Source organism: Pseudomonas sp. F-14 TE3623, from assembly GCF_053629015.1.
This window is the reverse complement of sequence record NZ_JBRJHM010000001.1, coordinates 4,632,723-4,658,525: the sequence shown is the minus strand read 5'-3', so window position 1 is coordinate 4,658,525 and position 25,803 is coordinate 4,632,723. Positions and strand designations below refer to the sequence as shown.

22 protein-coding genes and 2 pseudogenes are annotated in these 25,803 nt (G+C 56.6%); 11 read left to right on the top strand and 13 right to left on the bottom strand.

The annotated features are described in order from the left end of the window. Positions 1 to 99: 99 nt before the first annotated feature. Both AB7M29_RS21550 and AB7M29_RS21545 read right to left on the bottom strand, forming a co-directional pair. Positions 100 to 672: an ATP-binding protein gene (locus AB7M29_RS21550; protein ID WP_454247900.1), complete on the bottom strand. Its 573-nt coding sequence runs from the start codon at positions 670 to 672 to the stop codon at positions 100 to 102. 392 nt (positions 673 to 1,064) lie between these two features. After that, entirely contained in the window at positions 1,065 to 1,955 is an 891-nt protein-coding gene (locus AB7M29_RS21545) for a LysR family transcriptional regulator (RefSeq protein ID WP_454247899.1), read from the bottom strand. A 92-nt stretch (positions 1,956 to 2,047) separates the two neighbouring features. Between AB7M29_RS21545 and AB7M29_RS21540 the strand changes: the two genes are divergently transcribed. Continuing rightward, complete coding sequence (locus AB7M29_RS21540) at positions 2,048 to 2,656, top strand: short chain dehydrogenase (protein WP_454247898.1); 609 nt, start codon at positions 2,048 to 2,050, stop codon at positions 2,654 to 2,656. 445 nt (positions 2,657 to 3,101) lie between these two features. Here AB7M29_RS21540 and AB7M29_RS21535 read toward each other — a convergent pair. Both AB7M29_RS21535 and mobH read right to left on the bottom strand, forming a co-directional pair. Then, positions 3,102 to 3,356, bottom strand: a pseudogene (locus AB7M29_RS21535) (SulP family inorganic anion transporter); the annotation flags it as partial. Between the two features lie 608 nt (positions 3,357 to 3,964). Then, positions 3,965 to 5,689, bottom strand: a complete 1,725-nt coding sequence (gene mobH / locus AB7M29_RS21530; protein ID WP_454247897.1) for a MobH family relaxase — start codon at positions 5,687 to 5,689, stop codon at positions 3,965 to 3,967. Positions 5,690 to 5,911: 222 nt separating this feature from the next. Between mobH and AB7M29_RS21525 the strand changes: the two genes are divergently transcribed. After that, positions 5,912 to 6,106, top strand: a complete 195-nt coding sequence (locus AB7M29_RS21525; RefSeq protein WP_020300924.1) for a DUF7740 domain-containing protein — start codon at positions 5,912 to 5,914, stop codon at positions 6,104 to 6,106. A gap of 135 nt (positions 6,107 to 6,241) precedes the next feature. On the opposite strand, the gene AB7M29_RS21520 is transcribed toward AB7M29_RS21525, so the two are convergent. Both AB7M29_RS21520 and AB7M29_RS21515 read right to left on the bottom strand, forming a co-directional pair. After that, complete coding sequence (locus tag AB7M29_RS21520; RefSeq protein WP_454247896.1) at positions 6,242 to 7,201, bottom strand: ArdC family protein; 960 nt, start codon at positions 7,199 to 7,201, stop codon at positions 6,242 to 6,244. Positions 7,202 to 7,335: 134 nt separating this feature from the next. Then, positions 7,336 to 7,665 carry a hypothetical protein gene (locus AB7M29_RS21515; protein ID WP_454247895.1) on the bottom strand — a complete coding sequence of 110 codons (330 nt, stop codon included), beginning with the start codon at positions 7,663 to 7,665 and terminating at the stop codon, positions 7,336 to 7,338. Positions 7,666 to 8,108: 443 nt separating this feature from the next. Here AB7M29_RS21515 and AB7M29_RS21510 point away from each other — a divergent pair. Then, a pseudogene (locus AB7M29_RS21510) lies at positions 8,109 to 8,339 on the top strand (IS5/IS1182 family transposase); the annotation flags it as partial. Between the two features lie 250 nt (positions 8,340 to 8,589). Here AB7M29_RS21510 and csiR read toward each other — a convergent pair. Then, positions 8,590 to 9,333 carry a DNA-binding transcriptional regulator CsiR gene (gene csiR / locus AB7M29_RS21505; protein ID WP_454247894.1) on the bottom strand — a complete coding sequence of 248 codons (744 nt, stop codon included), beginning with the start codon at positions 9,331 to 9,333 and terminating at the stop codon, positions 8,590 to 8,592. A gap of 150 nt (positions 9,334 to 9,483) precedes the next feature. Here csiR and glaH point away from each other — a divergent pair, with 150 nt between their 5' ends. The 4 genes from glaH (at position 9,484) to AB7M29_RS21485 (ending at position 14,809) form a co-directional block, all read left to right on the top strand. Beyond that, entirely contained in the window at positions 9,484 to 10,461 is a 978-nt protein-coding gene (gene glaH / locus AB7M29_RS21500) for a glutarate dioxygenase GlaH (RefSeq protein WP_454247893.1), read from the top strand. Positions 10,462 to 10,550: 89 nt separating this feature from the next. Further along, positions 10,551 to 11,825: an L-2-hydroxyglutarate oxidase gene (gene lhgO, locus AB7M29_RS21495; RefSeq protein ID WP_454247892.1), complete on the top strand. Its 1,275-nt coding sequence runs from the start codon at positions 10,551 to 10,553 to the stop codon at positions 11,823 to 11,825. Between the two features lie 13 nt (positions 11,826 to 11,838). Further along, a complete protein-coding gene (gabD, locus tag AB7M29_RS21490; RefSeq protein WP_454247891.1) occupies positions 11,839 to 13,287 on the top strand; it encodes an NADP-dependent succinate-semialdehyde dehydrogenase in 1,449 nt (482 codons plus the stop codon). 100 nt (positions 13,288 to 13,387) lie between these two features. Next, positions 13,388 to 14,809 (top strand): aspartate aminotransferase family protein, encoded by a 1,422-nt coding sequence (locus tag AB7M29_RS21485; RefSeq protein ID WP_454247890.1) that lies wholly within the window; start codon positions 13,388 to 13,390, stop codon positions 14,807 to 14,809. A gap of 641 nt (positions 14,810 to 15,450) precedes the next feature. Here the strand turns inward: AB7M29_RS21485 and AB7M29_RS21480 are convergent. Next, positions 15,451 to 16,194, bottom strand: coding sequence for a PDC sensor domain-containing protein (locus tag AB7M29_RS21480; protein WP_454247889.1), 744 nt, complete (start codon positions 16,192 to 16,194; stop codon positions 15,451 to 15,453). Between the two features lie 105 nt (positions 16,195 to 16,299). Beyond that, a complete protein-coding gene (locus AB7M29_RS21475; RefSeq protein WP_454248746.1) occupies positions 16,300 to 17,034 on the bottom strand; it encodes a FadR/GntR family transcriptional regulator in 735 nt (244 codons plus the stop codon). A gap of 279 nt (positions 17,035 to 17,313) precedes the next feature. Here AB7M29_RS21475 and AB7M29_RS21470 point away from each other — a divergent pair, with 279 nt between their 5' ends. The 4 genes from AB7M29_RS21470 (at position 17,314) to AB7M29_RS21455 (ending at position 21,611) form a co-directional block, all read left to right on the top strand. Further along, the gene (locus tag AB7M29_RS21470) at positions 17,314 to 18,807 is read left to right on the top strand and encodes an aldehyde dehydrogenase (RefSeq protein WP_454247888.1); all 1,494 of its coding nucleotides are present in this window, start codon (positions 17,314 to 17,316) and stop codon (positions 18,805 to 18,807) included. Positions 18,808 to 18,894: 87 nt separating this feature from the next. Beyond that, the gene (locus AB7M29_RS21465; protein WP_454247887.1) at positions 18,895 to 20,373 is read left to right on the top strand and encodes an APC family permease; all 1,479 of its coding nucleotides are present in this window, start codon (positions 18,895 to 18,897) and stop codon (positions 20,371 to 20,373) included. Between the two features lie 66 nt (positions 20,374 to 20,439). Next, positions 20,440 to 20,925, top strand: a complete 486-nt coding sequence (locus AB7M29_RS21460; protein WP_454247886.1) for an ester cyclase — start codon at positions 20,440 to 20,442, stop codon at positions 20,923 to 20,925. A 278-nt stretch (positions 20,926 to 21,203) separates the two neighbouring features. Next, positions 21,204 to 21,611, top strand: a complete 408-nt coding sequence (locus AB7M29_RS21455; RefSeq protein ID WP_454247885.1) for a DUF3742 family protein — start codon at positions 21,204 to 21,206, stop codon at positions 21,609 to 21,611. Here the strand turns inward: AB7M29_RS21455 and AB7M29_RS21450 are convergent. From AB7M29_RS21450 to AB7M29_RS21435, 4 genes are read right to left on the bottom strand one after another with little or no spacing between them, the layout of a single operon-like run. Continuing rightward, a complete protein-coding gene (locus AB7M29_RS21450; RefSeq protein WP_454247884.1) occupies positions 21,604 to 23,142 on the bottom strand; it encodes a conjugal transfer protein TraG N-terminal domain-containing protein in 1,539 nt (512 codons plus the stop codon). The two genes, AB7M29_RS21455 and AB7M29_RS21450, sit on opposite strands and share 8 nt — an antisense overlap. 10 nt (positions 23,143 to 23,152) lie before the next feature. Next, positions 23,153 to 23,461: a hypothetical protein gene (locus AB7M29_RS21445; protein WP_454247883.1), complete on the bottom strand. Its 309-nt coding sequence runs from the start codon at positions 23,459 to 23,461 to the stop codon at positions 23,153 to 23,155. Between the two features lie 3 nt (positions 23,462 to 23,464). Further along, entirely contained in the window at positions 23,465 to 24,847 is a 1,383-nt protein-coding gene (locus tag AB7M29_RS21440) for an integrating conjugative element protein (protein WP_454247882.1), read from the bottom strand. Continuing rightward, positions 24,844 to 25,800, bottom strand: coding sequence for a TIGR03756 family integrating conjugative element protein (locus AB7M29_RS21435; protein ID WP_454247881.1), 957 nt, complete (start codon positions 25,798 to 25,800; stop codon positions 24,844 to 24,846). Before AB7M29_RS21435 ends, AB7M29_RS21440 begins: the two co-directional genes overlap by 4 nt. Positions 25,801 to 25,803 lie beyond the last annotated feature (3 nt).

The following is a 25,803-nucleotide window of genomic DNA, read 5'->3' as shown; positions in this document are numbered from 1 at the left end:
CGAATATTCTGGATCTAGGTAGCTTTGGTATCTAAAGGGCTGTGAGCTAGCGACGGCTTTCTCCACTAGTTGCCCTGGCGAACCTGACACTCTAGGCATTCAAGCTTCAACTCCTGGAGCGCCCCAAAGAGTTTGATAGCTTGGCCCATCTGAGAGCGGAGGCTGGGAGGGCCTGTCGATCTGGATGGTAACGGGGATCGGAAAATCGACTCCTACGATGGCAACCTCGCTTTGCTTGAGGTTTGGAAGAAAGGCAGCAGCCGACCTATCTATCTCTCCACAAGCTCTTTCGACGACGTCGCGATCTCGATCATTGGTCAGACGATGAACCAACATCGTCCCCATTTGACTCAGTACTCCTTCAGTAATGTCACGAGGCCTTTGAGTTGCGAGACAGATGTTCAGGCCATACTTACGCCCCTCCTTGGCGATCATTTCAAACGCATCAAGGTTTTGCAGATCGTCTTCACTGCCCACCGACTTCCCTAAGAAATTATGTGCCTCGTCTAGGATCACCAGGAGCGGATTCGTGCGAAAAGCGTCTGCCCTTGCACGCTGTAAAAGCATGCGGCCGATTGCGTTAGCGACGACTTCTCGAGCGTTGAATTCATAGCCGACAGCGCTAAGGCAGACACGCAAAAGCTTGGCATCATCATCTAAGAGTTCGTCCATCTGAGCAGATAGGCTTGGAAGTGCTGCGTCAGGGTTGAAAACGCATGCAAGTGAAGGGGAGTCCATAACTCCCGTTATTTTCGTCAGAAGCGATCTCTTTTCGATCTCTCAACCAGAGGGGGAGAACAACAATTTTATTCCAGCCCCTCCGAAAACTAACGCAAGAGGGGCCTTGATCGTATGCATCCGGGTATCACACCTTGCGTGATTGAATGGGCTGACTTATGCGGAAGCAACTAATCAATTTCACTAGTTCGCTGAGTCGGTAGGCGTGTAAGGATTGCATTTTACATCACCGTTTTCAGGCTATTCCCTGGCTGAGACAGCGTCAGATAATGACTCTAGGTCAGGATATCAAAAAACGGTGGGCGTACGGGCTGGTTGATTTTGAGCTAACGCGACGTGGGTAATTCTACAATAACCTGGGCAAGCCAATCTCTGGATGCACTACCCGAAGCTCTTCTATGCCATCCCACAACCACATTGAAGTTTAGGGAAGACAAATCTATATCGATCACTTGAAACCCCCCGGCGGCGGCAATGGCCGAGGGTACGAAGGCCACCGTGTCATTCACGTGCATAAACGCTTGCAGAGACGTGTAGCAGGGCAAAGTGGCGATCACGGTGCGGCTGACCTCCTGGGCGCTAAGGAAATCATCTACTCGGCTCCCCAGATTGCCTACGCCACTGGCGAAATCCACATGAGGATGGGAAGACACATCGCTCAGTACCCGTATCTGCCGAGGCAGCGGCGAACCTTGCCGAGCGACGCAGCAGTAGTGGTCGCGTCTCAGCGTATTCCTTACCAGTCCAGGATCGACGTAGTCAGAAAAACCAATCACCAGGTCAGCCTCTCCTTGCGCCAGCGTCTTGGCATGCTGATCGGGATTGAAGTCAATGACTTCAAGTTTCACCCTGGGAGCGCGTTCGCGCATAAGCAACGAAAGCGACGGGATGATAGACAGTTGCGCATATTCATTTGCGATGACCCTGAACACGTACTCACTCGTTGCAGGATCGAATGGGAATGAATTGAAGATGCCGTCGACCTCTTCAAGTATTTTCTCGAATTTAGCCGCTAGGTCGTACGCATAGTCGGTAGGCTGTAGGCCTGCGCTCTGGCGCAGGAACAGCTCATTGGGAAACACTTCACGCATGCGCTTGAGGTAGTTGCTAACCGCCTGTTGTGATATCTCAAGCTGCTCGGCAACGCGAGAAACGTTTTTCTCGCGCACGAGATGCAGCAAAACCCGCATGTGCCGGACATCGATTTTCTCAATCATTGGAGTTGTATCTCATACAAATCAGTCGTGATTTTCATTGTATCAGTGAGCGCCTAGAGTATCGCCTCCCTAAGATTTAATGAGGTACTGCTATGAAAACCGTAATCTTGATTGGCGCCCAAGGGCACATGGGTCAAGCCGCTATGACCGGCCTCAAGAACCACAATGTCATCACCGCCAGCCGCTCCGGTATATGCTGCGACCACACGGTCGATATCACCAGCAAGGCGTCGATCAAGGCGCTGTTTGAAAGGGTCGGGCCGTTCGATGCCGTTGTTAATACGGTTGGCTACTGCGAATACGCTAACTTCAGCGAAATGACCGATGAGCAGTGGGACACGACTATCCAAAGCAAAATGGTCGGCCAGATCAATCTGGTAAATGTGGGCCTGAGCTACATCAACGATGGCGGTTCGTTTACGCTGATTTCGGGTATTCTCAATGTCAAACCCATTCCCATGGCAATCGCGGACGCCACCACCAGCGGCGCCATCGACACCTTCGTGCAGTGTGTAGCGCACGAGCTTCCACGCCAGGTTCGCATCAACGTGGTCAACCCTACAGTTCTGGAAGAGGCGTGGGACGTATATGGGGAAATGATGCCAGGCTTCCAGCCTGTCCCTGGCGCGCTAGTAGGCAAAGCCTTCGAGCGTTCGGTTGATGGCTTCATCACCGGAAAGGTTATATTCGTCGACGCCTGACGAAGAGTTCTTTCTCTACTGAAAGTAGCCTGTGACAGGTTAAGAGGGCACCGACTTTAATATTAATCAGGTCGGATGCCCCCCCCAGCGCTATACAATTCGCAGCTTGTTAATACGATATTTTCCATCAGAAGACTTGAGCCTAGTCTCGGCGCTGATTGAAAATTGACCCAGGGCGGACTGCTGATTTTTGCATCAGCAATTGTGGATAAGCTTAGCAGCAGTGTCCCAGTGGAAGAGGCATCAAGCCCCACTGCAGGTAGGCATGCGGTAGAGCATTCCCGGTGTAGATCAAAACGGCTCATCCTCCTCTTTACCATCATCGTCCTTGTGCTTACGTTCGCGTGATTTGATCTTCGTCTGTAAGCGTCCGCTAGACACACCTTGACGACTTCATGTCCAACGAATGGTGTCTTTCGTCTCCGACACACACCACTTCCTCTTGTGCCCTTCCTGCGCTCAGCGTCGACAGGCGAGTTCGGCCACCAGACCTCACGTTGATCATCGACTGACCGATCATTGCACAGCCCGCCATACCGCCGATGAGGCCGCTCGTGATGTTGGCGATGCCCTGACCTTTGCACTCGCGGCTTTTATCACTGGACGTATCGGTCAGGTCATCGACGATGGTCGCAGTCATCATCGACTCCAGCAAACCCACCACCGCCAACGCAGCGGAGTACGGGAGCCCGATAAGTAGAGGACGCTAAGCACAGCGCATCCAGCCAGTATGATCGCGACCGTTTGTGGCGAAGCATCCGGGCCCAGCCCAAGTGTCATCGTAGCGATCCAGCCGAGCAGCGCCTTAGGGTTTGTTAGATGCATGAGCAAACCGCGCTTATAGAGGCTAAAGCCCGCCACGAGACGTACGGCTGCCATTTCGTTGCATCGGGAGCACTCTTCTTGTGAAGGGGCTTGAGTTTGACCACGCCGTGGTTGTGCATTCGACCAACATGTCTATGAAGGACCGGTATGTGGCGCTGACGAGAGCAACCCGAACCATCAGGGTTGTGAGTCCAAAACCTTCAATTCGAGCAGTGAAATCTTGACGGAGCTTATGCGTCTTTTACGCGTCAATAGACAATGCTGATGTGATGCAGTGTGCAGGGCTCAAAAAACCATTGCATCAGATTAAAAGTTACCCACAAACAGCGTGGGTATTTCTGTGGATAACTGTCTATGCGCCAATGACGTATGCAGGATGCAAAGGATTGATCACTAACTGATCACCTCAGTTTGAAATAGCAGGAGTGCGGCCCTAATGTCATTCTGTAGCCATAGGCGGCAGGCTTTGCTATATCTGCATGTTCATTCTGGGTCAAGCACGAGAAAAGGATTGTCGGGAGGGACTGTTCCGAATAGCAGCTCTGTTTTTCCTAATAGATAACCTTTGAGTTTTGCCCTCTTGCGGGGGCCTTGGATCTGGCAGGTCCATATGTTTAGACCGTTCTCACGCTTTTTGTGAACCTTGAGTTTCTCGAATTGTTTCTGCACCCAACGCCATTCTTCGATCTCTTGATCGGCACTCTGTGAGATATCAGGAAACTCCTGCGCGTAGCGTTGGAAAAGTCCTGGTGTGACCAGAAATACGCTGCTACACACCGTGTGGATTTTAGCCTTGCTGTCATTGATGATCAGCTTGTGACTCAGGATGCCTTCCTTGACCCAATTCAGGAATGCCTGACCAGGGTCATCCGATGGTAGGGGGGAGGTTTCGGGTGGGCTTTCTGACGGCGAGTCACTGGCCTCTGGCCCCTCCAACTCGAACATATCCAACAGCGTGCCGAGATAGTCAGCGTCTTCCATCGCCATGGGATCTTTCGGCGAAGAGCTTTGACGCGATCCTGTACTGACAGTCTTAGGCGCTGGTAGTGATGCCGAAGCGTCAGTCGAGTGGTCATCGGCTGCTACGCTCACCGTTCCGCTGAAAGCGGCGGGGCGGTCTTCGCTTCCCCAAATCAACGCCGGTTGAAGGCGCAGAAAGGTAAAGCTCTGCTGCCAGTCTCCCTGTGTCACTTGCGCAGTCCAGATGGCTTTGCCTTCCGGGGTCGACTCGACCAGCCCATGCGATTGCAGCTCGTCGAACACAGCAATGTTGGAGGAGGGAATGCCCTCAATCGATTGCGACAGCAGATAGGCTCGCAGCTTGTCCGTGGCCGTCTTGCTGACCAGCCAGAGGGCGTCCCGGGTCAGCCATCCCGCGGCACCCGGTTGGTTGAGTTTCAGCTCGTGTTGAACCAGATGACGCAGTCCGCTGATCAAGTGATGTTGCAGCGAATGCATCGGCGCCTGCAGTGCCTTGTTTGGGTTGCCGCCAATGTTCTGTGCGGTGGAGACGCGGTCGGCTTGAATCACCAACTCGCCGAGCACGCCAGCACGTTCATACTGACCGGCCAGGACATACAGCAGACTGGCCCAAAGTTGAGGGAATCCACTGAGCCAGTCCAAGATCGGGCGGTCGAGAATCTGGGTGTAGAGTAAGCCGGCGGCGGCGCCGTGCAGGTGGTAGTCGCGACCTTTGAGGTAGCGAAAACGGTAGGGCTGATCCAGGGGACCCTGCCAAGGATGCCAAAGACGGCCATCCTGGCGTTCGACCAGCAGATCCACGGCGATCTTGCCAATGTCATGCAGCAGGGCACCATAAGCGATTCCGGCCGACCAGGCATCGGTCTGGGCGGCTTGGTCTTCGGGCGCGGCGCCGGTGGGCAGCAGATAGGACTGACGCAGTTTCAAACTGCAAGCGACCAGCTCCAGACCATGGTCGAGCATGCCGCCGAGATACGCATGGTGGTGCGTCTCGCTGGCCGGGAGTTGCTGGACCTGCTCGGTGTAGCGATGGATCGGATTTAAATAGAGCTGGGTGAATTGGGCGTGGGAGAGGGCGGTGTACTGCCAGATGCGATCGAGCAACTGACGGCGGTGCTCCGCTGCTAACAAGCTGTGGGCCGACTCCATGGGCAGGTAACCTTCGGCGACGCTCACGGTCGGCGGCGGAGGGGGCTTCTGCCTTTTGGGGCGAAACAGACTGAGCATCGTGACCTCCGGGAAGTGGTTGGGTCAGTGGCCTTTTAGCCTTTTCGGATAGCGCTCTTACCCTTGAGTCCCCATTCCTTTCCAACCCTTACCCGTCCTTTTGGCTCTTGTCCCTTTGTGCGGCAATCGGGATATTGATTCTGCTAGACATCGTTTTGTTGGGGGCTAGTACGGAAAAGAAAAGAGTCGGTACACTGCGGTGCATATTTTTTGGGTCTTGCCATGAACCTTACTGACGCCACGCTTGTACTGCTGCTCGCGGCACGTATCCATGGGACCGACGAAGCCGTCAGGGCCTCGGCGAAGAGCGTGGTCAAGAAGTTGCCGCGCAGCAAACGCGATCTGATTTACAAGGTGATCGACAGCCGGAGTCCACTCGAACTGGTGGATTTTCTGGCGCAGAACCTGGATACGTAACGGCATGCTTCGGGTGTGTGCGCAAATCTTTTGTAGATTGCGTCAGAGTCCCGCGGCATGGGAATTTTCTGCGCGCAGAAAAAAGGGCTCAACTCGCGTTGGCCCTGTGAAGCGTTTACATCGGATAGGTAGCGATTAAGCTCCCTCGTGCATGCAGAGTGAGTCGTCCAAGACCGCTTGCTTCAGTTGCTGCTCCAGATTGAGTACATATTCCGAGGCACTTCGGGCGTGACCACTGGCGCAAAAGATCGCGCGTTTGTCTGCCTTGAGCAGGCGGAGCCAGGAGTCGATGTAGCCCTCGTGGCGCAGCTCTCCTTGTATACCCGTATAGGCGCATAAAAAAGCAGCGCCCATTTCGGCGATCAATTCCTCAAACGCGTAGCCTGGCGAGCCGAACGGATAGGCTGACGTCACCCCCTCGCGCTGCAACCGAGAGTGATGCCCAGTCCAGTGCGTCAGCTCGTGCAGTTCGGTGGCGTAGTACCCGCCTTCGTCGTGAAATTGTGCTTTTGTCGGCAGTTGGATGAGATCCCTGATCGGGTGGTAAAAGGCTTCGTCGGCAGGCCGATGAACGATGTGTGCTCCTGAACTTAGCAGCAGATTATCTGCAGCGCTGTTGGCCTGGAGGGGACCACTTGGTTCCGTCTCGGGCAGGGTTTCATTGAATGTATCGAGTCCCTCCGTTTGCTCGATGTTGAACAGAAAATGCGTCCTGAGAATGCCAAATTGAGCGACCTTGGGCTGACCGTTTTCATCGAGTACGGGTTGGCCTGACTCGTGTTCTTCGCGTTCCATTGGCTTGTAGAGCACCGCTAGGGTGCTGTGCTCACCGTTACGGATGTGCCCACCGGCTTTTTTGGCTTGGTTGAAGGTCAGCCAACGATCTTGAGTGAATCCCTGCAACCTGGCCTCGGCCCAGAGCAACGGTAAATTGATACCCGAGTAGGGGCGCCGCGTGATGGCGTTGATGGGGTAGGGTTGATGATGACCGACGTCAGCTGAACCACTTGAGGACCAAGGTTTGATCCAGGGGACAACGCCTTGGTCTAACGCGGTAACGATCTTGTCTGTCACGTCTTGGTAGATATCGCGCATGGCATTTTCCTCGAGAGTAAACGGAGGAACGCCTTGCCCGTCGGGGAGGGTTCCCCGATTGGGTGATGGGTGGATTGATGCAGGTCTTGCATGCTGTCCGATGTGGATTTGAGCGCCGAGTACGGTTATGTGCGTTAGGTGTTGGCCTCTCCTGCAAGCGCTATCAGCAAGGCGCCAGGCTGACCCGGTTCTTGGAGTAGGCTGAGACTCAATTGCAGCAACGGGTCGTGGTCTAAGTGGTCGGTTGGTTCAATGTGGATTACCTCGAACAGCACGTAGGGCTTGTGTGGATAGGCCCGGTGGGCTTCGAAGGCTGCGCGCAATACGTGGCTCAACCGATCGACCTGCTGCTTCTCAGCGTGATCGGATTGCTCGAACAGTACTGCGCGTTGCCACGCGCCAGGGGTGAACACGATGGGCAACCGAAGGGTGTTCAGTGTTTCCGGTGTAGGTGAGTCGGGCATGGTATGTCTCCGTTGAAAACGCGAAGAAACCTGTCCTGTGCGGGGAAAGATTTCCCCGCAGTGGGTTGAAGAAAATCAAGAGGGTTTATCTCACGAGCAGCGCTCGAAAGGCGCTCAGGAGAGCAGTAGGCGTTCATCACCGTAGCAACGGTCACCGTGCGAGCCACCGAACGCTAATCGCACTTTGGGAGAACCATCAGCGAAGTGACGTAGCCTTGAAGGTTCTGGCTACCTGGGCAGGGTGCTGTCGATAACAGCGATCCGTACTCATATTTAGCTTAGGGGTTTATGCGGATCAACCACTTCAGAGGCGCTATTTCATGAAGGTTGTCTACTCGTTTCCAGAGTGGATTTTCCAGGTGAGTGAACTGATAGACGGTCAAGTGTGAAATTGCTTTTGACCTGAACAGGTGTAGGTCACCACGGGGGCCATTTGAACTTGGCGTATTGAAGAGCAATTCGATATCAAGCCAGAACACCTCATCGGCGACACCACCTATGGTAAGGCGCCGATGTTGGCCTGGATGCTGGAGGAAAAAAACGTCGAGCAGCATAGGCTGGTGTGGGAGAAAACCGAGCGCAACAACGGCAGTCTCTCGAGCAATAACTTCCACTGGAATGAAGAGGCTGAGGAATACCGCTGCCCAGCTGGCAACGCATTGCGCAGCGAATGGTGAGCCTTCAAGAAAGAGCGTTCGCACGTCACCATCCCCATCACCTTCCGATCCAGGCAATGCGTTCTGGCCATACGGTTACGTCGCTGTGTTGGGCAAGGGCATTGATAGCCACATAGTGCTGTCCCTGAGGAACATGGCAAGGGGAAACCTGCAGGGGGCTGCGCGAAGTAAGGGTTTGCAGACGTCGTCGAACTTCAGCTAGAGAGGGCGGGTATGCTCGCTTCGGCCGATCCGTTTGATCTCAAATTCATGCAGCGCTGCCCATTCCTTGCACCAGCATGATCTCGGTGATGATCGGCACCGGCGTCATCAGATGAGTGCGCATCATGGTACTGGCCCGTGGCGCATCGCGCGCCAGAATAGCTTCAACCAGCGCGGAATGTTCCTTGCGTTTCAACGCCAGGGCTTCTTCGGAGAAGACCGTCCGGGTCAGCCAAAGGTGGCGGTAGCGTTCGGCCTGATCAAACAGATAACCGCGCGCCTGTAACAGGTGTTTTGAGCCACAACCGGCGGCGATAGCCGTGTGGAAGGCCTTGTGCCGTTCGTCCCAGACATCCAAGACCTGCTCTCGGGTTTTCACGTCCATGACTTTGGACAGGGTATGGGACTGGGCCAGGATCTGCGCCTCCCAAGCGTCGTCACCGCGCTCAATAGCCAAGCCTACTATCATCGCCTCGAGGTTGGCGCGGGCATCGTAGATGTCCTGCATTTCCTGCAACGACATGGTCGCGACCCGGTAGCCCTTCTGGCTGATCACCACGACCAGATGCTCGGCCACCAATTGCGAAAGCGCCTCTCGCAGCGGGCCAACCCCCAAGTCATAACGCTCCTTGAGCCCGCTCATGAGAAGCTTCTCACCGGGCTTGAAGACACCACGAATAATGTCCTGTTTGAGCCGCTCATACCCGCTGAATGCAGAGTTCTGCTTGGGGGCGAAGCTATTCAAAGGTGCTGCTCCTGATATCGACAAGGTCCAATCATACCTAAACATCTGTCATACGAAAAATGTAAGGCGGAATGTGATTTTGTCGATCAAAAATAAAAATGTAGACATTATAAAATTATGGCGATATTTTTGATCTGCGCCTGATCCAGATCAATGCTGGAAGGGCTAATCCCTACCTTCTGCCCAGGAACTGCCATGAACGCCTTTACCCACATTCAGGACCTTGTGATGCCACTCCCATCGGAGACCAAGGGCTTCATCCTTACCCCTTCCAGCCAGTCGCCGCGCCTGCTTGAGCTGAAATTCGCCAAGGAAACCGTCGACGCATTCGTCAAGGCGGTGGCGGAATGGCCGGTCCAGGCCCTGGAGTACAAGTCGTTCCTGCGTTTCCGGGTCGGTCAGATCCTTGACGAGCTGTGCGAGGGCACCCTGCGCCCGGTGTTGGTCAACACCATTCTGGACCGCGCTACCGGCGGCATGCTGATCACGCCTGAAGGTTTGAATGACGTGACCCAAGCCGATGACATGGTCAAGTTCTCCTCGGCCGTCGCACACCTGATCGGTCGCTCCAACTTCGATGCCATGAGCGGACAGTTCTACGCGCGCTTTGCGGTGGTCAACACGGACAATTCCGACAGTTACCTGCGTCAGCCACACCGGGTCATGGAACTGCACAACGACGGCACCTTCGTTCAGGAACGTACTGACTACGTGCTGATGATGAAGATCGACGAGCAGAACATGGAAGGCGGCAATACCCTGCTGCTGCACCTGGACGACTGGGAAGACCTGAACCACTACTACACGCACCCGCTGGCCCGCCGTGAAATGCGCTTCACCGCGCCACCAAGCAAGAACGTGCGTGAAGACGTGTTCCACGCGGTGTTCGACAACGACGCCGAAGGCCGCCCGACCATGCGCTACATCGACCAGTTCGTGCAGCCCAAGGACTTCGAGGAAGGCATCTGGCTGACCGCCATGAGCGAGTCCCTGGAAGGCAGCCAGAAGAAGGTTTCGATACCGGTGCCGGTCGGCAGCTTCGTGTTGGTCAACAATATGTTCTGGCTGCACGGCCGTGACCGCTTCACTGCTCACCCGGGCCTGCGTCGTGAACTGATGCGCCAGCGTGGCTACATCAGCTACCAGAAAACCATGTACCAACGCGGCCAATAAGGTTTTCCAAGCGCTGAAATGACCAGGGCCAGCACGTATGGCCCTTGTTGTGCTTCCAACAAAAACGTAACTCAAGTGGGTGCAAGCTAATGGCTGCGTACGACTTCATCATCATCGGTGGCGGCATTGTGGGCATGTCCACGGCCATGCAACTGACCCAGGTTTACCCGGACGCAAAAATCCTCCTGCTGGAAAAAGAGTCCGGCCCGGCCAAGCACCAGACCGGCCACAACAGCGGTGTCATCCATGCCGGCGTCTACTACACCCCGGGCAGCCTGAAGGCGCGTTTTTGTCTGGAAGGCAATAAGGCCACCAAGGCCTTCTGCGACAAGCACAGCATCCGTTACGACGAGTGCGGCAAGCTGCTGGTGGCCACCAATGAGCTGGAAATGCAGCGCATGAGCGCGCTGTGGGACCGCACCGAAGCCAACGGTTTGAGGCGTGGATGGCTGTCGGCCGCCGAGCTGCGTGAGCGCGAGCCGAACATCGTTGGCCTGGGCGGTATCTACGTGCCGTCGAGCGGCATCGTGAACTACGCCGAGGTCACTGCGGCCATGGGCCGCGAATTTGAAGCCGCCGGTGGCGAGATCCGCTACAACAGCGAAGTAGTCGCCATCGACGAGCGCCCCGATGAAGTGGTGGTCCGCACCGACGCTCTGGAGCACCACGGGCGTTTCCTGATCACCTGCTCGGGCCTGATGGCCGACCGCGTGGTGCGCATGCTCGGGATCAAGCCCCAATTCATCATCTGCCCGTTTCGTGGCGAGTATTACCTGCTGCCCAAGCAGCATAATCAGATCGTCAACCACCTGATCTACCCGATCCCGGATCCGGCCATGCCATTTCTCGGTGTGCACCTGACCCGCATGATCGACGGTACCGTCACTGTCGGCCCCAACGCGGTGCTGGCAATGAAGCGCGAAGGCTATCTCAAGACCGATTTCTCGCTGTCGGACATGTTCGAAACCCTGACCACCCCGGGCATTCTCAAGGTGTTGATGAAAAACCTGCGCCCCGGCCTGATCGAGATGAAAAACTCACTGTTCAAGGGCGGCTATCTGAAGCAAGTGCAGAAGTACTGCCCGAGCATCAACAAGAGCGACCTCACCGCCTACCCGGCCGGTGTGCGCGCCCAGGCGGTCTCGCTGGACGGCAAGTTGATCGATGACTTCCTGTTCGTCAATACCGCCCGTAGCGTCAGCGTCTGCAACGCGCCGTCGCCCGCAGCGACCTCCGCCATCCCGATCGGCGCCTACATCGTCGACAAGGTCCGCGAGCAGCTCGCCAGCACAGGCGTCAGTTTTGTCACACCCGCCAACTCCACTCGGACCGCCCCGATGGCGGCCTCCGTCGCAACCCGCTAACGAGGAATTTCGCGTGCAACTCAACGATCCGAAACTGTTCCGCCAGCAAGCCTATATCGACGGTGTCTGGGTAGATGCTGACAATGGCCAGACGCTCAAGGTCAACAACCCGGCCACCGGTGAGATCATCGGCAGCGTTCCGAAGATGGGGGCGACCGAAACCCGTCGTGCCATTGAAGCTGCCGACAAGGCGCTACCGGCCTGGCGCGCCTTGACTGCCAAGGATCGCGCCAACAAGCTGCGCAAGTGGTTCGATCTGATGATGGCCAACCAGGAAGACCTGGCCCGCCTGATGACCCTGGAGCAAGGCAAGCCACTGACCGAGTCCCGCGGCGAAATCGCTTACGCCGCCTCCTTTCTGGAGTGGTTCGGCGAAGAGGCCAAGCGCGTGTATGGCGACATGATCCCTGGCCATCAGGTTGACAAGCGCCTGATGGTGCTCAAGCAACCGATCGGTGTCACCGCGGCCATCACGCCGTGGAACTTCCCGTCGGCGATGATCACCCGCAAGGCCGGTCCGGCCCTGGCCGCCGGCTGCACCATGGTCCTCAAGCCGGCCTCGCAAACCCCTTACTCGGCCTTGGCGCTGGCCGAACTGGCAGAGCGCGCAGGCATTCCGAAAGGCGTGTTCAGCGTGGTCACCGGCAGTGCCGGCGAAGTCGGCGGCGAGCTGACCGGTAACCCGATCGTGCGCAAGCTGACGTTCACCGGCTCCACCGAAATCGGCCGTCAGCTGATGATCGAGTGCGCCAAGGACATCAAGAAAGTCTCGCTGGAACTGGGCGGTAACGCCCCCTTCATCGTGTTCGATGACGCCGACCTGGATGCGGCCGTCGAGGGCGCATTGATCTCCAAGTATCGTAACAACGGCCAGACCTGCGTCTGTGCGAACCGTCTGTATATCCAGGACGGCATCTACGACGCCTTCGTCGAAAAACTCACCGCGGCCGTGGCCAAGCTGAACATTGGTAATGGCCTGGAAAACGGCATCACCACCGGTCCGCTGATCGACGCCAAAGCCATGGCCAAGGTCCGGGAGCACATTGAAGACGCCGTGAGCAAAGGCGCTCGAGTGGTTGCCGGCGGCAAGCCGCATGCCCTGGGCGGGACCTTCTTCGAACCGACTGTACTGGTTGATGTACCGCGCAACGCCGCCGTTGCCAAGGAAGAAACTTTCGGCCCGCTGGCACCGCTGTTCCGCTTCAAGGATGAAGCCGATGTGATCGCCATGGCCAACGATACCGAATTCGGCCTGGCGTCCTACTTTTATGCCCGCGACATGAGCCGTGTGTTCCGTGTGGGCGAAGCGCTGGAATACGGCATTGTCGGCATCAACACCGGGATCATCTCCAACGAAGTGGCGCCGTTCGGTGGTATCAAGGCCTCGGGTCTGGGTCGTGAAGGCTCCAAGTACGGCATTGAGGACTACCTGGAAATCAAATACCTCTGTATCGGCGTGTGATCACGGCGGACATTGAGCAAGCGTCAAGAGGGGTGGAAATGAACACCCACCCAAGCCTGTAACAACGCCATATGGCCGCCATTCCCCGGAGTTCCTTAATATGAATCGCTCGTATCTTTCTCTCGCTGAAAAGGATGTTCAGCATCAACTGCACCCCTACACGGATGCGCGACTTCACCAGGAAGTCGGCCCGCTGATCATCGAGCGTGGCGAGGGTATTTACGTCTATGACAACCAAGGCAAGCGTTATCTCGAAGCGATGTCGGGTCTTTGGAGTGTGGCGCTGGGTTTCAGTAATGAGCGCCTGATCAAGGCGGCAGAGCAACAGCTACGCAAACTGCCCTTTTATCACCTCTTCAGCCACAAGGCGCACACGCCCAGTATCGAATTGGCCGAGAAGCTGATCGAAATCGCCCCGGTGCCGATGAGCAAGGTCTTCTTCACTAACTCAGGCTCTGAAGCCAACGACACTGTCGTCAAGATGATCTGGTATCGCAATAATGCCATTGGCAAGCCTGGCAAAAAGAAGTTCATCAGTCGTCACAATGCATATCACGGCATTACTGCTGTCAGCGCCAGTCTGACCGGGCTGCCGGTGAACCAGCGTGGCTTTGATGTGCCGCTGCCCGGCTTCTTTCACGTCGCCTGTCCGCACCACTATCGCAATGCCAAACCTGGCGAGACCGATGAACAATTTGCTGATCGCCTGGCAGCCGAGCTGGAAGATGTCATCCTCCGGGAGGGCCCGGAAACCGTAGCCGCTTTTTACGGCGAACCGCTGATGGGGGCGGGCGGCGTGATCGTGCCTCCGCGCACCTATTGGGACAAGGTTCAAGCGGTGTGCCGCAAATATGATGTGCTGGTCGTCGCGGATGAAGTCATTTGCGGCTTCGGTCGAACCGGGAAGATGTTTGGCTGCGAAACCTTCGGCATCAAGCCGGATGTCATGGTGGTTTCCAAGCAACTATCCTCTTCGTATCAACCGATCGCGGCAGTCCTGATCAACGATAAGGTCTTCGAGGGGATCGCCGATCAGAGCCACACCTTCGGTACTCTGGGTCATGGGTTCACCGGCAGCGGCCACCCGGTTGCGACCGCAGTTGCGCTGGAAAACATAAAGATCATTCAAGAAGAACGGCTTGTTGAGCACGCCTGCGAGTTGGGCGAACAACTGCAAGTCGGACTGGCTCAATTTGCGGGTCATCCGTTGGTAGGGGAGGTTAGGGGCTGTGGATTAATCGCTGCTGTGGAGCTCGTTGCGGATCGTCGGACAAAGGAGCCGCTGGATACGGTTGGGAAGCTGGGGCGCTACCTGGCGGGACGTGCGCAGGAGTACGGCATGATCACAAGGGCGATGGGAGACTCGATCGCATTCTGCCCGCCGTTGATTTCCACGAAAGAAGAAATACAGCTCGTGGTTGATATTTTCAGCCGCGCCCTCGACGACACAGACCGCTGGTTTGGCTTGGGTGTCAACCAAAGCCTGTGGCATCAGTGGGAGGGCTACACGCACAACGCCTGATAGCGTCAGTCAGCGTCATAAAGTCGTATCAGTCATTGGCGCGGCGCAGGGTACTGGTCGCGCCACGACCTTCGTTCTTGAGTAAAAAAATGATCTGATTGATCACTGCTCGGCTACATGTGATGACCGCGTAGAAAAGATTGAAGGCCTACCGTACTTTCAGGCAATGCTGGCTAACCTCCAGCTCAAAAGCTGTATTCATGTTCACCGCACGGCCTCGACTTGAGCACAACCCTCTGGCTCCATTCTTCGAAAAATGATCTGACCGCGGTGCGGGTTTTGACAGCCCCGACAGGCAGGAAGCGTGTGGCATGAAGCGTCAAATTTCTTGTTTCTTTCGATCCCGGGTTTCGTGAAGAACCTCAGTGGCTGTGCCGCCACCTGCGGCTATGGAAATGACAGTCCTTCCAGAGGTGGTGTTCTTCCAGTGCCGCGGCGAGCGAGCACAGCCTTGCCAAGTCGGTTGCGTTGGTTCTTGTGCAATAGCCTGACGGGATAGGCGGCTGGATGGGGGGAACGCTTTTCAGTAATGCAGAGCGAGGCGACCTTCAGCCATCCATGGCTGGAGTTTTCATTCGACGGGATCCTTCCTCAAGCGCATGGGTTGTGATTTGGTTCTTCAAACCAAGATGGAGTCTTAATCAAAACCTTGGGACAGGCCGCTCCACGACGCTCCAATATGACGATGTGTCGATAAGGCTCAGGACGCGACCCTGTTCTTTGTCCAGGCTCAGGGTGCCTCGGATCAAATCACCAGCGAGCCAACTCGGTGTGTTAGCCGCCAGCACTCTACCTTCGGCGTTGAGTAACAACGCCTCGTTACTAACCCGCATAAGGCTGCGCACGAGCAAGGGTTCCAAGGAGTGCAGAGAAATATCGGCAGCAGCTACACCAATGAAGCGATCTGCGAAAAAAATAGGGACCGAGAAGGCAACGATGTACTGCTCTGTGCCGTACAAATCCACAAACGGGCCGTCTATGGAGGGCTGCCGGGTTTGCTGGGGGCGGGTGTACCAAGGCATGTGCAGGTAATCGTAAAAGCGGTCACTACGGCTATTAAAATTCAGTGTCAGAGGCTGGATCTCTTCTTTTTGGGTTCGGCACCACCACTCCAGATGCATCTCGCGATCTTCCAACTCACCAGGAGCGAAGACAACTCCGGCGCCATGAAACTTGAGGCTCTCCGAGTTCAGGATTTTCCGAATTATCGGCAACAATGGCTTGAGGTCGCCTTGGCTGGGGTGCTTCGTTTTGCAACACTGATGTTCCCAAATGCTCAATACTTGGGCACTCATATCGTTGAGCCCCTTGAATACGTTACTAATGGAAGCGTTGATCAACGTGGCACATTGGGACAACTCGTTTGCTGACATTTCGTTAGCCATGGCTCTACCTCATGACTCAGAGAAGATAATGCGGTGCCTGCAGTCGACGAGATATGCGACGCCGAGCTGCATAGCGAGCGAGTTATTCAGCAAGTTTCGTTCCATTCATAAGTCGCCTTCTGCCATTTGTTGTAGTCGTAGGGTGCTTAGGCGGCGAACGCCTCGTGTTACATGTGCTTCTGCCAGTGCGCCGGCCAGATTGGCGTCGTTCGCTACGATGGCTTCCAGGATAGCTCTATGTTCCCGTTCGATGGTCTGTGGATCCGGTTGACCGGCAAACGGCAGCCATAACAGTTCCCCAAGTTCCGCCTGCAAGCGCGCTTCGCTGTGAGTCAGACGCACAGACTGCGATGCCACGGCTATTTCGATATGGAATCTGGCGTCGGCTCGTCGGCGCTCTCGCCGCTCTTGAGCGTTGGCCAGAGCGTCGACAAAGCTGCTCAGTCTTGCATGTTGTTCAGGCCCGGCGCGCTGAGCCGCCAGTCGGGCGGCCGCGCCTGAAATGGCGGCGTGTTCATCGGCGAGGTCGCGCAGTTCAAGTGTGCTGATTTCACGAAGTTGATCGAACAGGGACTGATCTGAGGTTTGCGGCGCGGCGCAGATGAAGCTCCCGCCGCTGCGTCCGCGCCGGGTTTCGATAACCTCCCGTGTTCGCAAGACCGCCAGCGCGTCCCGCAGTGTGACCGTGGCAACGCCAAGTTGGGTAGCCAGGACACTTTCATTGGGGAGCTGTTCGCCTTCTGAGAACAAACCCAGATCGATCATTTCTATCAGGCGACGGGTAACAGACTCCGTTTTACCTTCCTGGTTAAGGCGTATGAGGCTTGAAGTAGGGCTCATGGTTGATTCATTCATGGGCGGCGCCGTTTTACGCCTGTGGCAATAGTCCGAGGTAGCGTCAAGCGAGCCCGGATGTGTGTTTCTTTAAAGATTCTATTTCATATTTAATATTGTTTTTGTGCGTGTTTGTGGGGCGATCCTAGAATTATAGCGCATAAAAAGTCAAAAAAATCACATAAGAATCCGTTTTTCGGGGTTCTCATGGGTTAAAAGATATGGTTCCATATGTTTAAGGCGATTTGAGATCGCATCCATATGAACCCAGGAGCACTTTTAACCATGAGTCAGTTGACCCGATCAGAGTGGGAAGCCAGAGCCAAGGCGCTGAGCATCGAAGGGCGAGCCTTTATCAATGGCAAATATGTGTCGGCCAGTTCGGGTGCAACCTTCGAGTGCATAAGCCCTATCGACGGGCGTGTGCTTGCCCTGGTCGCGAGTTGCGATGCGGCGGATGCCGATTTGGCGGTAGCCAGCGCCCGGTTGGCGTTTGAGTCCGGTGTCTGGTCACGCCAGGCACCTGCAATGCGCAAGGCAGTGATGGTGCGTTTTTCCGAATTGTTGCAGGCCCATGCCGAAGAGCTAGCTCTGTTGGAAACGTTGGACATGGGCAAGCCGATTTCCGATTCGCTGTCCGTCGACCTCCCGGGGACCATTGACAGTATTCGCTGGTGCGGTGAGGCAATCGACAAGATCTACGATGAGGTGGCAGCGACCTCGGTCGATCAGCTCGGGCTGGTTACCCGTGAGCCGGTTGGGGTGGTCGCCACTATCGTGCCGTGGAATTTCCCACTGATGATGGCGTCCTGGAAGTTGGGGCCGGCGCTGGCTTCTGGTAACTCGGTGATCCTCAAACCCTCGGAGCGTTCTCCGCTGACCGCTATCCGCATCGCACAGCTAGCTCTGGAGGCAGGTCTGCCAGCGGGTGTCCTCAGTGTTTTGCCGGGCTATGGCAACACCGTGGGCAAGGCGTTGGCCTTGCACGGTGACGTTGATACCTTGGCGTTTACCGGGTCTACCCAAGTGGCCAAGCAATTACTGGTTTATGCGGGTGAGTCGAATATGAAACGGGTCTGGCTCGAGGCCGGCGGCAAGAGTCCCAACATTGTATTTGCCGATGCCCCTGATCTGCAGGTGGCGGCTGAAGCTGCAGCGGCAGCCATCGCCTTCAACCAGGGCGAGGTTTGCACCGCCGGTTCACGTTTGCTCGTGCAGGCGTCAATCAAGGAGCGTTTTGTACCGATGGTTGTCGAGGCCATGAAGGGCTGGAAGCCAGGACATCCGCTCGACCCTGATACTAATGTCGGTGCACTGGTGGACGGCCGTCATCTGGAAGGGGTGTTGCAGTACATCCACGAGGGTCAGTTACAAGGTGCGCGGTTATTGCTGGGGGGGCATGCAGCACTGGCAGAAACCGGCGGCAGTTATGTCGAGCCGACCCTGTTCGACAATGTAAGCAACTCGATGAAAATCGCCCGGGAAGAGATCTTCGGTCCTGTACTGTCAGTGATCGAATTTGACGAAGCCGAGGATGCGATACGCATCGCCAATGACACTCCCTACGGACTGGCAGCAGCCGTCTGGACGGCTGACCTGTCTCGAGCCCACAACATGGCCCGCGCACTTCGTGCCGGGAGTGTTTGGGTCAACCTCTATGACGGCGGTGACATGATGGCGCCGTTCGGAGGTTATAAACAGTCTGGTAATGGACGTGACAAATCCCTGCACGCCTTTGATAAGTACACCGAGATCAAGGCCACCTGGATACAACTCTGAGGCAACGCTCGTTAACTGCGCTACGGGCGGGATTGCGCCGTCCGATCAACGCCTACTAAAACAAATTCCTTTTTGAAGGATGTTGGAATGAACAGCTCAATAAGTCCTAATGTGGCTGTGGACCAGGATGCGGAGCAACTCCGTGCTCTTGGGTACACCTCGAATTTCGAACGTAGTATGAGTCTGTGGCAGAACTTTGCCCTAGGGTTCACTTATCTGTCCCCGGTGGTAGGGGTCTACACCTTGTTCGGCCTGTGCTTGGCCGCCGGCGGGCCACCAATGTTCTGGTCCTACCTGCTGGTGGGGTTCGGCCAGATGCTGGTGTGCCTGATTTTTTGCGAAGTGGTATCTCAATACCCGATTTCCGGTGGCGTCTATCCTTGGGCCCGTCGTCTGGTTGGCAAGAAGTGGGCCTGGATGGTCGGGTGGATCTATGCCATCTCTCTATGCGTAACCATTGCTGCAGTAGCGCTAGGTGCTGGTCCCTACATCGCTAACCTTCTAGGTTTCGAGTCGTCGCCGGTGACTAATACGTTGGTCGCGCTGTTTCTGACGGCCACGGCGACGGTCTTGAATCTCAGTGGCACCAAGCTGTTAGCTCGGGTGGCGATGTTTGGTTTTCTTTGCGAACTAGTCGGGGCTTTGTTGATCGGTGGCTACCTGCTGATCTTCGAGCGCCACCAGCCCTTGAGCGTATTGTTCAACACCTTTGACATTTCCATCGATGGGGCCTATTGGCCAGCCTTCCTTACAGCCTCGTTGGCGGGGATGTTCCTCTACTACGGCTTTGAAGCCTGCGGCGATGTAGCCGAGGAAACCCCAAATCCTAGCCGCCAGGTTCCAAAGGCCATGCGGATGACTATTTGGATCGGCGGCGCTGCCTCGATCTTTGCGGCCTTGGCATTGATCCTGGCTGTGCCTGACATGGCCGCAGTTATTTCCGGACAAGACAAGGACCCTATGTCCACGATTTTCGGCGCGGCGTTCGGTCCAGTTGGCTCTCGGGTAGTCATGGCGGTGATTACGGTTTCGTTCGTTTCCTGCGTGCTGAGTTTGCAGGCATCCGCCAGTCGTCTGCTCTATGCCTATGCTCGAGACGAAATGCTCATGGGCAGTAATGTGCTGAAAAAACTCTCGCCTACGACGCACGTCCCGACCGCGGCCCTGGTGGTGTGTGGCGTGCTGCCGGCGATCATTGTGTGTGTCGGCTTTTACCTTCAGAACGCTATTGCGCTGGTGGTGAGCTTTGCCGCCATCGGTATTTACCTGGCGTTCCAGATGATAGTTGGCGGTGCGCTGTATGCCCGTATTCGTGGCTGGAAACCCAAGGGCCAGTTCACCATGGGACGTTGGGGATGGGTCGTTAACATTGCCGCCCTCTGCTACGGCATGTTCGCCATTGTCAACATGTCCTGGCCGCGTACTCCGGAGGCGCCCTGGTACGTGAACTACGGCATCGCACTTGTCGGTGCCATCGTCATCCTCGTCGGTGTCCTGTACATGACCCTGTTTCGTCCCTATGAAAAGGGCAGAGCTCCAGCTTCGGATGCCTGGAAAAACCGCTAATTGACATCAATGCCTGCCGCTGAGCGCGGCAGGCAACTCCATCTTCTGACAAAAAGGTTGAAGGCTATGACGTCTCGAATCCACTCACTGCTGTTCGGGCTACTTCTGGTTCTGGCCAGTCATGCAAGTATTGCGGCTGGACAAAACACGACCCTTGATATGGTTCGTGACTATATGAAGGCTTGGAATGCCCATAATGCGGATGCCGCGGCCGAGTACTTTTCTGACAACGTTGAGTTCCTCGACGCCTCGGTGGGCACGCCTCAGGTGGGTCGCGAAAACGCCAAGGCCCAAGTAATTCAGGTGTTCATGCAGGCGGTGCCGGATCTGCAATGGAAAATGTTAGGCGAGCCGATTGTTAACGGCGAGAGCATTGCCTTCGAATGGGAATTCAACGGCACCAATACCGGCCCCTGGAGTGCTGAGACCCCAGCCACTCAGCGCCCCCTCAGCTTTAAGGGCGTTAGTTTCATACATCTCAAGAACGGCAAGATTCTCACGCAGCATGACTACTACGACGCCCTTGGTTTTAACAAACAACTGGGCTGGTAACGGGGTATTACAGTTTGCAGTACTAGAGGAGGCAAGCTTACGCAGTGACGTCATCCTCGGCAGAGTGTTGTCGATAATAGCGATCCGTACTTGTATTTAGTGGAGCGTTTTATGTGGGCCAACCTCCGCAGAGAAGCGGTGTCACGAGGTTGGTCTTACGTCTTCGAGTAAGGGTTTTTCGGCTGAGCAAACTGATAAACGGTCAGGAGTGGGCCTTTTTCAGTAGTAGGCTATTACTCCTGTCTCAACCATGAAAACGCTCAGAAGAGGGCGAGACCATGCCGACTCAGCAACCGGTTCAGAATTCACGTGCCCACCGCTGGGCGTATGCCTGTGGCATGTCGGTAAAGCGTGGTAATCGCAAGTTGAAGGCGTTTGAGTCCCGCACGGCTGAGCGTGCGGTGACGGCAGGTATGCCCGTAGGTAAATTTCTTGTTCGCGGGAGTTTTCTGACTGCCAAGTTGGCGTTGGTCGGAGGGCTGCTCTATATCGGTTTCTGGCTGGTTGCTTCTATTGTGGTGGTGATCGCTGTGATTGCCCTTCTGCAGTCCAAGGCTGTCATCGACACGGATCTTGAAGAGGACAATCCAGGTCCTGACTACCTTGGGGCTAACTCCTATCTTGGCAACTACGATGACAACGGCCACTACATAGGTCATTTCAAATCATCTGATGACGTCAGATAAGCTTCTTCGTAGCCCCCATCAACTGACCTGTTCCTTTGCCCGCTGCACCATGCGCGGCTTTGCTTGCACCACCTAGCATCCCCTCAAGGCTGTTGCCGATTGAGTAGCCAGCCCAGCTCATGGCGACCAAAAACAGTCCAGGCAGCACCAAGAACATCGCCCCCATTACATACTCAATGACCTGCGCGGTGATCGTCCCATCCATGAAGCCGGATGTGGGCAGAGATAACAGCACCTGATTGGAAGCCGACACCTGGTTGTACAAGGTATCGAGCATACTGGAGTCGACCCAGCGTGCCAGTTCCCACCAAAAGCTCAGCATGTGCAGCGTGAACAGCGCGAATGTCACGGTCATGACGGTCTTCAGCTGGTAGGTACTGACCAATAGAATTAACGGCAAGCTGATGATGACGCCCATGATCAGGAAAGCCTGCACCATCGGCAGGGCAGCTCGTAGGGCATTCATTGCCGGGAAGTTGCTGAAGGAGCCGAGGGCCAACCCGGTATTGGTTGCCAGGTTATTGAGCCCCTGATTGATCGAGCCGCCACGAGCGCTGGAGCCATAGTCCTGATACACCTGTCCGGGTGACATGGACATCGATTGCTGGCGCGGGCTGACCAGCTCACGCAGGGTGGCATCCTCGATCTCGTTGCTCGAACGACCAGTCAACCAACCTTTCAGCTGAGTCAGCAGCGAAGGATCTACCTGCTGAATCAAGCGCTCGCGCAACCCAATACCGCTGTCGCTCCACCACTGCTTGCAGGTGGGATATCCCGCGCCATTCTCCAGCCTCGGTAAGGAAACATCGCGGCTGTCGTCATACGGCCAGCTGACTCGCGGTGTGCGTGAACGATCCGTATCGTAGTAGCCGGGCGTGTCGAGAAAATAGCTTGAGCCGATCCAGGACGTGTCGTGACTTTGTGCCTTGTCCAACTGCGGACGGTTGGTGAACAACCGAGAACGGGAATAGCCATAGCAGTCGCGGGTGAAGTCGGCGACTTCCTGCAGCAGTACCTGGCTATCGATGCGCGAACTGTCGATCTCCATGCGCATCTGCCGGATATCCGGTGCGCAGGGAATGGAGGCGGTGGCCGCCGCGGTCACCCCTTTGCTCAGGGCATGCACCAGAAACCACCAAATCGGTACGTTGGCGGAGCGTTCGCCAATGGTATTGAAGGTCGTCCCCCAGGCGGTTTCCGCGGGCTTGGCCACACTCACGCCGCAGCGCTGGCTCGCCGCATCATCGAACGCCATTGACGAGAGGCTCAACGGAAAGACCGGCGCGCAGCCGAACAAGACGACGATGTAGGCCAGCCACAACCGGTTCTCGATCCGCGGTACCGAGAGCAGTCCCTTGTTGCCTTCATCCGCGCCTTGCTGACGGGCCGACAACCATTCTTGCAAAATGATTGCTCCGAAGGGCGCGGCGAACAGTCCGGTATCGGACAGGACGCTCCAGAGGCCGTTGTTGATGATCCAGGCCAGCAGGGAGAGGTAAAACTCCAGGTAGCTATTGGTGCTCATGAGCATGGTGGTGACCTCACAGTCGGGTGAGTTCGACGACGGTCAAGAGCACGAGCCCTAATGTTCCGATGCGTTTCACGCGCAGTCGATCCTGTGGTCGATGTCGGTAGCGCCGAAGCAGATCCCACCAGAGCGCAAAGAGGGCGCCGTAGAGCAGGGCACGCCACCACCGTAGATAGGGCTGTACCGATTCCAATGCCTGCTGCCAGGCCTCGAAACTACCCAGCGCAGCGCGGCCGATCCATGCGACTAGTGTGGCGCTCAGGATCATCACCGCGACAATCCCCAGACCCGAAAGCAAAGTGAATAGCGGTGAGCGTTTCATGGCTCACTTGCGCCTGGCGTCAGCATCATTGAGCCGACCGGGCTCGGGGTCGCCTTGCTCGACGGTTCGCGAAGCATCGGCACCACCGGCATGCCGATCGAGCACCAGGCTGGCGGTATTGGTGGTCAGCATCTGCCGGACCTGCAGGTCGGTCTGCAGCAGGCGGATTTCACGCTCCAGAGCGTCGATGTTTTTCGTCAAGGCGGTCTGGGCCGGTTCGGCGGAAGCGATGTTCGGCTCGTGACTGCCCGCCAGCAGGGTGCGCAGTAGCAGCAACGCTTTGTCGAGCACGCTGGACAAGGCCGTTTCACTGGCCAGGCGCCGTGCCAATAGATCCTGGTCTGGATCGTCGCGCAGGGCTTCAACCACACCACGGGTCACCGGCAGCATCGGGCTGGAGGCTTTAGTCAGATTGTCAGGGGTAGGTGGCAGTGAGCCAGACAGCAACCCTTGCAGGGCCTTGAGGCGTTCGCTATAGGCCTCCTGAATCAACGGCGTCAATCCGCTGCCAGCGGTAGCACGCAGGGTTTCGCAGGTGTCGCAGGTTGCGACTGCGGTCTCGCCCAACACCCGAACAGCCCAGTCGGATTCCTCCTGCGGCGAGGCCCAGGTCTGGCAAATGGCCCCACCCAGGCAATCGCTGCTACTGATCGAGGCACTGTCATCCACCGACCGGTTATGCAGCAGGTTATAGCCCGCGCGCACCACGTCGGCGGTCACCCGAATGGGCGTCTGCCCATCACCACCAGCCTTCGAACCGCCGATCCAGGACACCCCATTGGTGCCGTTCCGGACCTCGGTGTTTCTCACCGCCGCCACCGCATCACCGCCTGTTTGCTCCAGATTGCCCTGCATTTCCTGGTTCTTGGCCAGCGCGCCCCAGCCGGCTTGACCGACCTTGTCCGCCATCTTTTCGGCCATGGCCTGGCAGGTCAGCTTGGAACGGTCGAAGTCGATACGACCCTGCATTACCCCGTTACTGAGCAACTCATAGAGGCCGGGGTTGGCGCGCTGGATGATCAACGCCGGCAGCGACATCACGGCTTGGGTCGCGTTCTGCACGATGCTGCCCATGATCTGCTGGAAACCTTCGGTGACGCCGTTTAGCTGGTTTTGCAGGGTATTGGTGAGGCTCATGTTTCCGCACATCATGTTGGCTCGCCAGGCGCCGCCGACACCGAGACCGCTGGGTCGGTAGAGCGAACTCGGTGAGCCCACTGCCGAGCCGCCACCGATGGTGTACATCACGCGGCCGTCGAGGACTTCGCCTTGGGTGCCCAAGCGGTAATCGCCTTCGGCGGCGTGGGCATGCGTGGCCATGGCGAGCAGTCCACAGAGCAACAGACTCATCGTGCCCAACCAGGATCGTGCGATAAGCCGGCTCATGAAGCACCGCCTTCGAAGTCGATGCTGAACAGGAAGGTCTGTCCCTCGCGTTTGCAGCAGCTATAGGGACGCCACAGCGACCAGGCGTAGCCGCCATCCGCGCTCTGTACCGGATCGCTGGGGAAGATGGCGCACGTTGGCTGCACCTGGGGGTAGAGCAATTGCCATTTGTGGGTCGAAGCGTCGTTTTCAACGATCGGGCCAGGCGGCCAGTAGCCGTCGCGTTTGGCGGGCGTGAGGGGTAAGTACACATGCGGCTGCCAGTTGCGGGTAATCACATCGCCGGCCCGTTGCGCCATGACGGCGGCCGCCTTGAAATCGTCGGGCTGTACCAGAAAGCCCTGCCGGGGATAAACGTTGCCCCACATGTTTCCAGAAGCCTGACGACCAATTTCACGGATCTCCGGTACGAGCGACTCGGGGTAGAAACTTTCTGGTGTGCCATGGCGCCAGGCCAGTGAATCCAGGGTACTCAGGTAGTAAGGCATGAATGCCGTTGCACCGCTGGCGCAGGCATAGCCGGATTGCGAAGCCAGTTGTGTTGCGGCCCAGCCACCGGGGTGACCGATGCCATCGACGTTCTTGAAGCGGGGCAGGTTATCGCGCCGGGTGTTCGGCGTGATCAGGTTGCCGCCACCCTCCGCGCCGCTGATGGGAGAGGAGAGGACGGCCATCTCGGTCCAGGGGTTATTGCCCGTGGTGGCGTAGCTCGAGACCACGAGTTCAGGAATGAAATGACGTACCTTGGTCGAGGTTTTGACTGTGCAGCCGAAGGGCGTGCAGAGGAGCCAGAAACAAATGCCGACGACCCTGTATTCGAGACAGCTTGGAGAAAGCACGGAGGATGTGATGCTGCCGGTGTTCAGCGCCATGCTTGGGCCGCACGCCAGCAGGACGCTCAGCGCCAAGGGCCTTAGCTTTGTGGGCGGGATTGACGAGCAGGCAACAGGCATGAT